This is a genomic window from Winogradskyella sp. MIT101101 (assembly GCF_047126865.1).
In the GTDB taxonomy this organism is placed as follows: Bacteria; Bacteroidota; Bacteroidia; order Flavobacteriales; family Flavobacteriaceae; genus Winogradskyella; species Winogradskyella ouciana.
Genome location: NZ_CP138982.1, coordinates 1538288 through 1550956 on the forward strand (window position 1 = coordinate 1538288; position 12669 = coordinate 1550956).

The window sequence follows — 12669 nt, forward strand, 5'->3', positions numbered from 1 at the left end:
TCAACTTTCTATTTATTCAATGACACAATAATCTGTTTTACATCTCCCTTACGTTTGAAGATATTATCACTAGTATCTGCATCTAGTTTTAATTCTTGAAACGTTGTTACAGAACCATCAGTCCATTCAACTTCTATTCCTGAATTGCTATCTTGCTTATATACAATTGGCACTTGGCAATAGGTAAAGCACAACTCTCCTTTATTTAATTGGATCGATTTTGCTTTTCCATCGACAGTTGTATAATTAAACACCTCTGATGCATTCAGAAATTCTTCTTTTCTTAACAGACTTGGATTAAAACGAATGATACCGTCTTCAACAAAAACACCAAGTTCCCCAAAACGGCAAAGTACATCCTCCTTTACTTGACCTGTCATACCAGGTTGTTGTGCACCTTTACCTGCTGGTGTATGGGAATAAGGGTCTGTTGGAAATGCTCCATAGAGTTCTGGTGATTTATGTACACCAATACCTTCATTGATTTCGTAATAATGGTCCAATAAACCACCAATGATTTTATCATCTTCATTATTCTCAATGGCCTTTATGCAATTTTCTTGCACAGCCAGTAATAATTTAGATACCATGTGCCAATAAATAGAACCCAATCCTTCGTAGCCATAGAAGGTGCCTGAACGTCCTGTAAAGGATTTATGGTCAAAGACCGACTCAAAGGTTTCGAGAAGTTGTTGTTTTTCATTTTTGGCAAGTTCCCTGTATTGTTCTGGTAGTTCCTTAATTGCTGATTTCAAACTATCCGCATTGTTGAAATTTCCATTAAAATGGTAATTTCCCAATACATCTTTTTCTATGACCTGCTTATTACCATCACTGATAAGTTGTTGTAGCAATTTTGAATTTTTAATTGCGTTTTCTGGAATGTTATTTTTATCTACGAAACGAGATAGTTCTTTATTAGGGTAAAGTATATAACTGTATTGATCTGGTCTGAATAAGGCACTTGCTTTTAATCCATTCAACAAGTCTAAAGCTTCTTTTGAACTTAAGAATCCTGAGCTTAATACAGCAACTTGCCCTTCTAGCATTTCGGACAGATATGATATCGAAACTTCGGTATCATTTTCTACCGTCATTAGATTATAGGCGTGATATAAATTATCTGAACGCTTATTGGCTTTTATAGTATGCTCTAAATATGATTTTGTAATGCTGAAGAAATTCAGCAAGTCAGATTTAGAGATTTGTTCTTTTTCATTTTTAAATCCAGCATCGTATATAGATAATCTGTAATGACTTCCTGCTTTGCCCAAACCATCTAATACCGTTTTTCTGTCTTTATCTGAAATCGCTCCCTTTAGGATATTCTTATTTTCATTTAAGGTTTCAACAACCGTACTGAAAAATTGATGTAGTTCACTTGAAATAGCAACTGTTTCCATATCTGAACTTGAAACCACCTTTTCAAAAAAGTTTAAGAATCGTTGCAGATAATAAAGTGTAACCATTGACACTCCGTTACCAACTAGTGCATTGTTAGCATCATTCCATTCTGGTCGTTGCGTGTTTAGCCATATTCCGCCTTCAGGAATAAAATTAGATACTTTAGCCAGTACAGTGACTAAAAGTTTTTCAATGAGATTGACCTTATAAATTTCATTGTTATTAGCTTTCAACAACGCACCATCTACTCCAATCTTTTCTCTCGATTTTTCAATAGTTTCATTGAGCTTATAGTCAAAATCTATAGTGTCTTTTGGGTTTTTTAAGGTGTCTTCGTAACTCTTGATTTTGTAAGGCACATTGGCAAAAACAAAAATGTTTTCATCGAAGCTATTTGCCAATTTTTTAGGATAGTGCTTCTCACTAAACTCTAAGAACTTCAACAAATAAATAATTTGATGGTCGCCCCAATACCCTATATAAGACCAAGGGTCGTCCTCTTCTATAACTTCCCAATCAAAACCATCTTTGGTCACTCGGTATGGGTTATAACCTTCAAAAGTTGAAGCATTAAGGAATTTATGAATCATTCCTTCAATAAACTCAGGATACGAATGTGCCAAAGCTTCCCAGTTCTGGAAGATATCTCTCCAGTTCCCTTGATAATCGAGAATTTTTGAACCATCAATTTCGCTATGTGTGTTAATGGAAAATTTATTCCAAGGTCGGCTCGGATCTCCGTGTCTTCTGCTGAATTTTAACGGTAAATATTCAAAACACAGTCGCTTAAAGTCTGAATCGTTATCGTCTTTAGCTAAGGTTTTTAGTTGGTGAACGCTAAATGTTTCAGGCAGTCCATTTAATACATCAGCTTTGTTATTTGCAACAGTTTTGTTGGCTTTAGCAATGTATTTTACAAAATCTTCTTTTTCAATGGTATAGTTGTCATCGAATATTCCGCCACGCATTACATTAAAAAGCGTATTGGCAAAATGCCTCGTATTCCTAAGCTGATCACTTCCTAATTGAAGTCCATCTGCTGCGCCAGCAATGTCAATTAACTTTTCAGTTCCTTGATCAATGTCATTTTGAACTTGCTCTAAAAGTTGATTTTCATTTTTAATCTTAACTGAGATAGCTTGTATATCGCTGACAGTTTGGTTGACATTTGCAATGAAGCTCCAAGAGCTTGTTCCGTTAGCCTCTAATTTTATTTCTGAGGATATAAAATAGGCTCCCTTTTCTGCACGTACGTCTTCTTCTTGATGGATTTCCTTTCCTTTTCTAAAATTATTCAGTTGACGAGCAGACAGTAATATTTTAGGGTTATCGATACCGAGCGACCATACTATGTTAGCTTTTAAGGCTTCACTAGGTTCTGCCTTATCAACAATGATAGCACTTAGGGCATAGATTCCTATACCAGAATCACTTTGCAATTCGCTTTTCTTATAAGCATCAACCAAATTGCTGTATTGATTTTGTAGATCTGCGCCAACACCATAAGGGATAATATTTTGCAATCCATCCAATACCGTAACTTCAATTCCTTCTGAATTATTATTTATCAATGTTGACGTCTTAACAAACCCATAAGCATTGCTAGAGCTCCATTGGTATTTGAAAGTTAATCCAAGATCATTGTTAGTTTCTTCAAATACAACCATGTTGCCATAACTGTTTTTATAAAGGTTCCTTTTAACATTGTATATGCCAACGTAATGATCTGAGAACGGCTCCCATAAATGTGTTTTGCCATCTTTATGAACCCTGAAAATAGTTTTGCTTCCAGTAACCTCAGCCGATTCGGTTATTTTATCGTCCGTGTAATATGGAAATAAAGCATATTCAGCATTTTTTCTTCCTGCAGTTAAGCCGCCATTACTAGAAATGAACATCCAATGGTTAGAGTCACTTACAAGGCTCATGAAAAATGGTCGCATATTATCACAATTAGAAATTTTGTAATAATCTTCACCATTCAATTTCACAAGTTGCCCTTGCACTTCAGCATCATCAAATGAAGCCGGTTGATTCCCTATATATATATTGTCGTTATGCGAATGCATTCTTTCTTCTTTAAAATAATTTAATTGAACTAATTGCAATTTGATTTCATTTAGTTAAAAGGCCGAACAACAGCTCGACCTTTAGATTGTTTTAGTAAACACAACTCAGTAAAAGGTTTATGAAAAAACAATATTTTTTATTGATAAAGTCTTACATAATCAATCTCCATACTATCTTCAGTAAAGCTAGGGTCGATTGTTCCACCTAGTGTACCTCCCATTGCCACATTCAGTATCATGAAAAAATCATCTTGAAATGGTGAACTTGGGATAGCAGAACTACTACTATTCATCACAAAGTATTGCACATCATCTACAAAAATTCTTATGCTACTAGCGTCCCATTCTAAAGAATACACATGAAATTCAGATGAAGCGTTAGTCACATTAGTTTCTAAACCATAGCTTGCATGACTAGAATCTGATGTATTGAACCAATGGCAGGTTCCTAAGACCTTACTTTTGTCCCAACCCGTTTGTTCCATAATATCAATCTCACCACATCTTGGCCAACCAACGGATGGGAAATTGGCTCCCATCATCCAAATCGCAGGCCATGTCCCTTGCGAAGAAGGTAGTTTAGCCCTTACATCAACTCTACCATACTTAAATTCGAAAAGTCCTATGGATTTTAAACGCGAAGAGGTGTAGCTAGAGCCATTGGCTTTTGCAATAATTTTAAGACGTCCATCTTCAACCTTTACATTAGTAGAATTGTCGGTATAGGTCTGCTCTTCATTATTTCCCCAACCTCCTGCACCTAAGTCATAGGTCCAGTTTTCGCTGTTAGGAGCTCCATCTTGAAAAAACTCATCAGCCCAAACAGGTGGATCTCCAACATAATAAGATACTGCAAGTGTTTCTGACGTGTCTATAGTGTTATTTGTACTTGAGTAGGCTACTACAGTCACTTCATGATTGTCTATACCTTCAACACTATTGAAAGTGAATTGATAAGTACCATCTACACTCTGAACTTCATTACCTCCATCGATAATATAACCATATGACACAGCATCTGTTGCCTGCGCATTAAAGTTGACAACACCAGAACCATCACCATAAGGGTTATTAGTGTCTGCACCTTCAATTGTAGCAGTTACCACAAGATTTGATGGTACAATAACGGTTGTATCTTCTTCTACGTAAACCGAGAAACTTTCTACCTCACTAATAGATTCCCCACTACTTGAATAGGCTTTAACCGTTAAGATATGGGTATTTGTTCCTTCATCCGTAAAAATATGTTGAATGGTACCACTGGTATTTTGTACTTCTGCGCCACTTCCGAATTTAAATCCGTAATTGACCGCATTAGTAGCAGTTGCAGAAACATTTACCACACCAGAACCATCACCATTAGGGTTAGCAGTATTGGCACCAACAATATCAATAGTCACCACTAAATTAGACAGCGTGTTGCCTCCAGAGCCATCGTCGGAACTATCACTGGAGCAACTCCACAATATCAAAAGTGATACCGTTATAAATAAGATTGAATATGCTTTCAACTTGAATAGTCTCATCTTCTAACTACTGATTATTCTGCAATTAAGATGAATCCCCAATCAAATTGACCATTTCCATCAGTTGATCTTAACACCATTTCATTAGCAGAACGCATTTCGAATTTATACGTATGATCTCCACCAATATAATAGCCTAAAAATCCTATTCCTGTTAAGTTTAATGTTTCGACACCACCTGGAGCAGTGATAAACCATTGTTCAGTATAATCTGAATATGGATAGTTTTCAATATCTGCACCATTCTGAACTCCTTCACCAGGTCCGTTTAGTTCATTGATAAGCACTTCACGTCCGAACACAGTTCCTGAAGGGTCATCTCCACCTTCATCATTAGTATTATCAGTGATATGAGTAAACGTGCCATCTACATTAAAGATATAACGATCATCATACATACCTACACCTTCCTTGTCAAATGGTGGAGCTCCAAAAAACTCATTGAATATACCACCAACAGGGCCTAAACCAAAATGACTATTTGCTTCACTTTTAATCCTCCATGTTCTAGAGCTATCATTTGTGAGCATTGTAATTAAATCTGCAGGCGGTTCATATAAGGACAATACCTCAACATCAATCGTTTGGCTCGATGATGCACCTCCTGTACCATAAGCCACAACGGTCACGGTATAGGTGTTTAATCCTAAAGTCGCAAAATTATAAGTCTGCATTCCGTTAGGAGCAGAGGATGTTGCGCCATTATAAGTATATTGGTACGATATAGCGTTGTTAGCTGTTGCTCTAAAATTGACTACACCACTACCGTCTCCATTTGGGTTGGCAGCATCAGCTCCAACAATATCAACTTCGATTTGAATATTGGATGGAGCAACAATATCACCAAACTCTACATCGTCCTCTTGACAACCAGTAACTAATAAAAACATAGTTACCATACTGTACATTATATATTTTAAGTTTTTCATAATTATATATTTTAATGTTTTAGACTATGTTTAGTTAGTTAATGCAAATTCATCAAAGTAATACTCTGAATCATCACCAGGATTACCAAAGTCAAAGAAAATTACAACTCTAACATAATCTGCTGCAGGTGCACCTGAGAAATCATACACTAATTCTTCCCAAGTATTGGCAACTGAAGCATTGATATCTATTTCGTGAGTAATACTTGCGTCGGCATTTTCTAATTTTAATTTCACAACTCCTCCTGCATTTGGTGCCCAGGTTTTTACACTGATTTTAGAATATGTGTTAAAATCCAAAGGAGTAGCCGTTTCAAAGAATGCTCCTGCCCATGGTTGAGAACCAGAGGTCTTCGTTAAATTTGCAACAGTAGCTGTTGTATTAACTCCTGAGACATCTGGATTAGCCAAAATTTCGATTCCTTCTATATCACCAAATACTGTGAATTCAGGTGCATCACCTTCAAAATCCTGAAAGCCTAATGAGCCTGCACCAGAATCATTAACTAATTCAATCTCATCAAAGAAATACATTGAATCGTCCCCAGCATTTCCAAAATCAAAGAATATAACTACTCTAACGTAATCTGCTATTGGTGCAGCACTAAAGTCGTACAACAAGTTTTCCCATTGGTTTGTTACAGTTGTATTGAGGTCGACTTCATGCGTTATACTAGCATCGGCATTTTCAAGTTTTAGTTTAACAACAGCACCTGCAGTTGGCGACCAAGTTTTTACATTTATTTTTCCATAACTCACTAAATCAATAGGAGCAGCCGTTTCAAAGAATGTTCCTGCCCATGGCTGAGAACCAGATGACTTAGTTAACTTAGCAACTGTACTCGTAGTATTAGCACCAGAGGCGTCTGGGTTCGCAACAACTTCAGTAGGCGCAATATCACCAAATACTGTAAAAGCAGGTTCTGCACCTTCAAAATCTTCAATCACTGCCGTTACAACACCTGTAGCTTCCTTATAGAAATATATATTGTCAATAAACGCAGTTCCGCCACCACTAAAAGGGTCTCCTACATATTTTATCTGATGTATATCAGCTACAGTAAAACCTCCTTGATCCGTAAAATCTGAAATTGGAATATCTATGCTTGTCCAAGCATTAGGATTCAAATCAACAACTACAGGTCTTTCTCCATTTGAAACACTAATAAGTGAAACCTCAATACTTTCTAAGACATCTGCAGTCCAAACGTCCAAGTGTATGAATTCCATATCGGAAACATCAATTGGTGCAGCCAATTGGTTACCTTGATAACTAATATTTGTGTATTGTAGCATTTCATCGCCATCTAAGTCATAAGTTCCCCAACTACTTCCGCAGCAATCACCTTGTCCCCAATTAGGAAAAAAATCTGTTCCTTCTATGTCTGTATAAGCTTCAGTATATAATGCAATAACATCACTCTCAGCTCTCGCTGGAGGTGTAGGCGCCGAAGCCACTGGTGCTTCAATTGCTGTTACTTCAAACTCTTCTGTGTACGTCGTAGTCTCAATTGCAGACCCCATTGCAATTACTGTAATGGTATAAGTGCCTGCTTCTTGATATATATATGAGACACCTTCACCTATATTAGCACTTAATGGAGTATCATTACCTGGCTCACCAAAATAAACATCATAACTCATAGCAAAATCTGCGGTTGCAGTTACGTTTACTTGTTTTGATATTGCGGCATCATTTTCAATAGTCACCACAAGATTTTGAGGAGCTTGAAAAGACACTACTAATTGTTGCTCAGCCTGTGTTATTAAGCCATTAATACTTGTCGCAGTTACACCAACTGTATAGGTACCTTCTGCATAAACATTGTCAATACTTTCGCCTGGCTCTAAATTTATAGTATTTCCTGTTCCATCGCCAAGTGCAATTTCGAATTGTGTAGCACCTACAGCTGTAGGTGTAATTGTTACTAACCCAGAGTTATCTTGGGTAGTTCTAAATTGTAATGATACATCGCTTGGAGCATCTGCATTATCTACAAATTGAGTTCCACGTTCATCTTCTTCACAACCTACAAAGGCTATAAGAAGAAAACTAACTAAAATTAATCTTATATTTTTCATATCACTTTTTTTTAATATCCTGGATTTTGTTCCCACTGGTTCCCAGCTAACTGAATTTCTATTAAAGGAATAGGGAACAACTCATGCTTACCTGATTGGAAACCATTAATTTCTGAAGCTGCTCTTCCTGTTCTTACTAAATCGAAGAAGCGATGTCCTTCACCAACTAACTCTACTCTTCTTTCATGATAAATCGCATCAGTAAGTGCGCTACCTGTAGCACTAACATTATTATCTGAATTTCCAAAAGCACGTTCTCTAACTCTGTTTAAGTACATCTGTGCTCTAGAATCGCTTATACCACCTCTATTTAAGGCCTCTGCAGCCATTAATAGCACATCTGCAAACCTTATTGCTCTGTAGTTATTTGGATTTGTTAAGTTAGCATCACCTGTATTTAAATCTCCTTGTCTAGAGATGTATTTTCTATTGAAGTATCCTGTGTGCTCAAAACCAGTACTGAAGGTAGCACCTGTTTCCGCAGCCCAAGCGTCGATATCCAAAATAGCAGTCTCTAATCTCATATCTCCCTCTTCAAACTCATCAACCACATCTTGAGTAGGCACATTAAAACTAAAACCTGATTCAAAAAGCGGTCCGTTATAATTTCTTATACCATTAAACCCTACTGCTATATTACCTTCACTACATTGAAAACAACCAAAACCTGCACCTTCTACGTCTGTATATTGTACTTCGAAAACGGATTCTATATTGTTTTCATTATCGTTTTCAAACATGGTGCTATAATCTGTAATAAGATCATGAGGTCCATTATCTATTAAATCTTCTAAAACTGCTGCAGCTTCAGTAAATTTATCTTGGTATAGATATACTTTACCTAACATAGCCTGAGCTGCACCCTTAGTTATTCTACCTGTTTGGGATTGCACATAAGGAAGGTTATCTGCCGCAAACATTAAATCTTGCTCCATTTGCAGGTAAATTTCTTCTTTAGGTGTTCTATTTATTGAAAATTGATCACCAAATTGCAATCTTTTATCTACTGCAAAAGGTACATCTCCGAAAAACTTTACTAATTCAAAATAATAATAAGCTCTCAAAAATCTTGTTTGTGCCAAAACACCTTCCTTACCAGCAAAGTCAGTTTTGTCTTGAAACTCCATTATGTAATTAGCTCTATTAACACCCGCATACATCCATTGCCAAATATCTCTTAATTGCTGATTAATTGGTGTATGAATCATATCATCAATTTCTTGAATGCCTGGGACGTCATTGGCGTTTTCGCCACCCGCCAGCGTATTATCAGACGCTATATCACCCAACATTACACTTAAGTATGTAGTTTGCAATAAATCATATGCAGCTATTAAGGCATTTTGATAATCTTCTTCAGAATTGAAAAAGTTTTCTGAGTTTTCTGCATTTGATTCAACATCTACAAAATCATCACTGCATGAAGCCATGATAAATAATGCAATAAAAATGTATGTGATTTTTAAATTTTTCATGGTCTATTTAAAATTTTAAGTTCATTCCTATTAAATATGTTCTTGGATTAGGATAGAATCCGTAATCTATACCTCCACCAATAGCCTCTCCTGTAGAAGCCGTTGGGTCATAGCCACTGTACTCAGTTAATGTGACCAAATTACTAGCGGACACATATAATCTCAATTTATGTATTCCCCATTTTTCTGCCGTTTCTGGCGAAATAGAATACCCTATTTGTACATTCTGTAATCTAACAAAAGAACCATCCTCTACATAGAAGTCTGAGAATAACGTATTGTTAGTTGCGCCAGTTGTTACTCTTGGGAACGTATTACTTGTACCTTCTCCCGTCCAACGGTTTAAATACTGTACTGTTCTATTAGTACGTGGTAGGTTTCTTTCGTAATTCCTTACAATGTCATTACCTACTGAGGCGAATGCATAAGCACCAAAATCGAAGTTTTTATAATCAAATGTAAGGTTAAGACCCATTGTAGCATCAGGAATAGGATCACCAATATTAGTTCTGTCATCATCATTTATAACACCATCACCGTTTATATCCACAAATATTAAATCACCTGGTTGTGTGTTGTTATTAAGAACTGGCGAATTATCTATTTGTGCCTGATTTTGGAAAATCCCATTGGTTCTAAAACCTCTAAAATAACCTATAGGCTGACCAGCTTCCATTCTTGCAGGTGGATCTTGCCCTATACCAAATGCACCTCCTGGAATAAAATCACCAGAACTACTTACTGAGATGACATTATTATCTAACATTGTTAGGTTATACTTAAGGTTCATTTTAAAATTTTCACTCAACTCTTCTGTATAACCAATAGCAAATTCAAAACCTTTGTTTTCAACTATACCAGCGTTAATGAAAGGTGAACCAGAACCTGGTGCTGCCGCACCTAAAATTCCGGATACTGGTGGAGACACTAATAAATCCTCTGTTCTTCTTTTGAAATAATCTACGGTTAAGTCGAACCTGTTATCCCAAAAACGCACATCTAAACCTAAGTCAAATGTCTTTTGCTTTTCCCATTTAATTTGCGGGTTAGCTATAGCACCTGGTGTTGTACCAAAAGTCAATACATCGTCAAACACATATGCTCCTTCTCCTGTTAACAGAGAAACGAATCTAAATGAACCAATTCTATCATTACCTAATATACCATAAGAAGCTCTGAACTTTAAAAAATTAATAAGTAAACTATCTTCTAGAAATGATTCTTCTGAAGCAATCCAGCCTATTGAGCCTGATGGAAAAATACCAAACTTGTTTTGAGGACCGAAGTTACTTGATCCATCTCGTCTTACAACGGCAGACAACAAGTACTTTCCTTTATAATCATATTGTAATCTGGCAAAGTAAGACAAAAGTCTAGAGTCAAATGTTGACTCAAATGGAACAATATTCTGAACACCTGTCGAATTTTCTATTGTAGCGTTTCCAACGTAGTTATCTGGAATTTCAAATCCTACAGAACCTGTGAAGTTCCCTGTAGTCTTAAATACAGATGTACCCAAAAGCACATTAAGGTTATGAGCGTCGTTGAAACTGTTTTCATACTTAATAAAAGCATCAAACGTATAGTCTCTAAAATAGTTTCTAGTCTCTACAACCTGGTTACGCTCAATATCAAACACCTTATCAACAGTACCTTGAATACCATAATCTACAATTGGTGAAAATGTTCTTCCTGTTGTTTGTGCATAGTTGAATTGATAACTAGCCTGAGCCGTAAAGTTTTCTAAGAAGTTATATGATAGGTTTATATTTCCGTTAATCTTATCTACTAATCCTCTATTATAGGTGTTATCGATTTGTTTATTTGGGTTTACTACTTCAAATCCAAGATTTTCAGCTACTCCATTAGGTCTAATTGTTGGCGCCATATTAAGTGCATTAAACAACACTGAACCAATACCTGTTTCAGGAAGTGTTCTTCTTACAGTGTGCGTCCAAGTAATACCCGAGTTTAACTTAAAGTTCTCTAAGAAATCTAGTCCATAGCTCAATCGCTTTGTTAATCTGGTAAACTTTGCTTTGTTACCACCAACGATACCGTCTTGGGTTAAGAAGGAACTACCAAATGCATAGGTTGATTTCTTACCACCACCCTTAAGAGTTAAGGCGTTACTGAAAATTGGTGCATTTTGAAAAACCTGATCTTGCCAATCTGTGCCTTGACCTAAACCAGACACATCTGGAAATGGTAAACTCTCGCCATTTGCAGCAAAAGCTTCGTTCAATAACAATGCATATTCTGTTGCATTGAGCATTGGCAATTTTCTTGTTGTTTCCTGAACTCCACCATAGGCATTATATTCAATGGTTAGTGGCATTTCTTTTCTACCAGATTTTGTAGTAATAAGTATTACACCGTTTGCTGCTCTTACACCATAGATACCTGCCGTTGCATCTTTTAAAACATTTACAGACTCTATATCATTAGGGTTGATTACACTCAAATCCTCCACTACTGTTCCATCTACCAATATTAATGGTCTGTTATCACCATTGGTTGAAATCCCTCTAATACTAATAGTAGAAGACGCACCAGGCGAACCAGAATTGGATACAATATTAACACCTGCAACTTGCCCTTGTAAGGCTTGCTCTATTCTTGTTGGCTTTAAAGTTTCAATGGTTTCACTAGAAACTACAGAAACAGCTCCTGTAATTTCCTTTTTCTTTTGTGTACCATAACCTATTACTACAACTTCGTTCAAAGATTCGGTATCCTCTTGAAGCGCAATATTAATCGGTTGATTATTTGTTATGGTAACTTCTTGGGATACAAATCCAAGATAAGAAATTACTAAAACTGAATTTAGGGGCACATCATTAAAAGTAAAGTTTCCATCAAAATCAGTAGATACTCCTCTAGAGGTGTCTTTCAACAAAACATTAACTCCCGGAAGTGGTTGTCCTGTAGAAGCCTCTGTAACCGTACCCGTAACGTTTACATTTTGCCCATGTATTGCAATTGAAAACACAAAAGCTAAGAGCGTAAAAAGTTTTATTTTCATCGATTAAATATTTAGATGATGCAACTTACAATATAAGACTAAGGAATCCTCAAAAAAAGACTATACAAAAAACATACAATACAAAAAAAGTTAGTTATTCTTATTAATATCGCAATAAAAGCCAATGAATTCATGACTTTCACTATTCAAAAATTAATG

Annotated in this window: 6 protein-coding genes; all 6 read right to left on the minus strand. The window is 36.2% G+C overall.

Going from position 1 to position 12669, the window contains the following annotated elements; all coding sequences use genetic code 11:
* Window positions 1–8: 8 nt before the first annotated feature.
* The 6 genes from SIB89_RS07160 to SIB89_RS07185 all read right to left on the minus strand — a co-directional run bounded on the left by SIB89_RS07160 (window position 9) and on the right by SIB89_RS07185 (window position 12510).
* Window positions 9–3473, minus strand: coding sequence for a hypothetical protein (locus SIB89_RS07160; RefSeq protein WP_412561893.1), 3465 nt, complete (start codon window positions 3471–3473; stop codon window positions 9–11).
* A gap of 137 nt (window positions 3474–3610) precedes the next feature.
* The gene (locus tag SIB89_RS07165) at window positions 3611–4999 is read right to left on the minus strand and encodes a glycoside hydrolase family 16 protein (RefSeq protein WP_412561701.1); all 1389 of its coding nucleotides are present in this window, start codon (window positions 4997–4999) and stop codon (window positions 3611–3613) included.
* Window positions 5000–5013: 14 nt separating this feature from the next.
* Window positions 5014–5928, minus strand: coding sequence for a glucan endo-1,3-beta-D-glucosidase (locus tag SIB89_RS07170; protein WP_412561702.1), 915 nt, complete (start codon window positions 5926–5928; stop codon window positions 5014–5016).
* Between the two features lie 30 nt (window positions 5929–5958).
* The gene (locus tag SIB89_RS07175; protein WP_412561703.1) at window positions 5959–8010 is read right to left on the minus strand and encodes a PKD domain protein; all 2052 of its coding nucleotides are present in this window, start codon (window positions 8008–8010) and stop codon (window positions 5959–5961) included.
* An 11-nt stretch (window positions 8011–8021) separates the two neighbouring features.
* The gene (locus SIB89_RS07180) at window positions 8022–9485 is read right to left on the minus strand and encodes a RagB/SusD family nutrient uptake outer membrane protein (protein WP_412561704.1); all 1464 of its coding nucleotides are present in this window, start codon (window positions 9483–9485) and stop codon (window positions 8022–8024) included.
* 7 nt (window positions 9486–9492) lie between these two features.
* Entirely contained in the window at window positions 9493–12510 is a 3018-nt protein-coding gene (locus tag SIB89_RS07185; RefSeq protein ID WP_412561705.1) for a SusC/RagA family TonB-linked outer membrane protein, read from the minus strand.
* Window positions 12511–12669 lie beyond the last annotated feature (159 nt).

Excerpts from the sequence above, each read along its gene's own strand:
- SIB89_RS07160 (WP_412561893.1), bottom strand. The coding sequence starts at position 3,473 with ATGCATTCGCATAACGACAATATATATATAGGGAATCAACCGGCTTCA.
- SIB89_RS07165 (WP_412561701.1), bottom strand. The coding sequence starts at position 4,999 with ATGAGACTATTCAAGTTGAAAGCATATTCAATCTTATTTATAACGGTA.
- SIB89_RS07170 (WP_412561702.1), bottom strand. The coding sequence starts at position 5,928 with ATGAAAAACTTAAAATATATAATGTACAGTATGGTAACTATGTTTTTA.
- SIB89_RS07175 (WP_412561703.1), bottom strand. The coding sequence starts at position 8,010 with ATGAAAAATATAAGATTAATTTTAGTTAGTTTTCTTCTTATAGCCTTT.
- SIB89_RS07180 (WP_412561704.1), bottom strand. The coding sequence starts at position 9,485 with ATGAAAAATTTAAAAATCACATACATTTTTATTGCATTATTTATCATG.
- SIB89_RS07185 (WP_412561705.1), bottom strand. The coding sequence starts at position 12,510 with ATGAAAATAAAACTTTTTACGCTCTTAGCTTTTGTGTTTTCAATTGCA.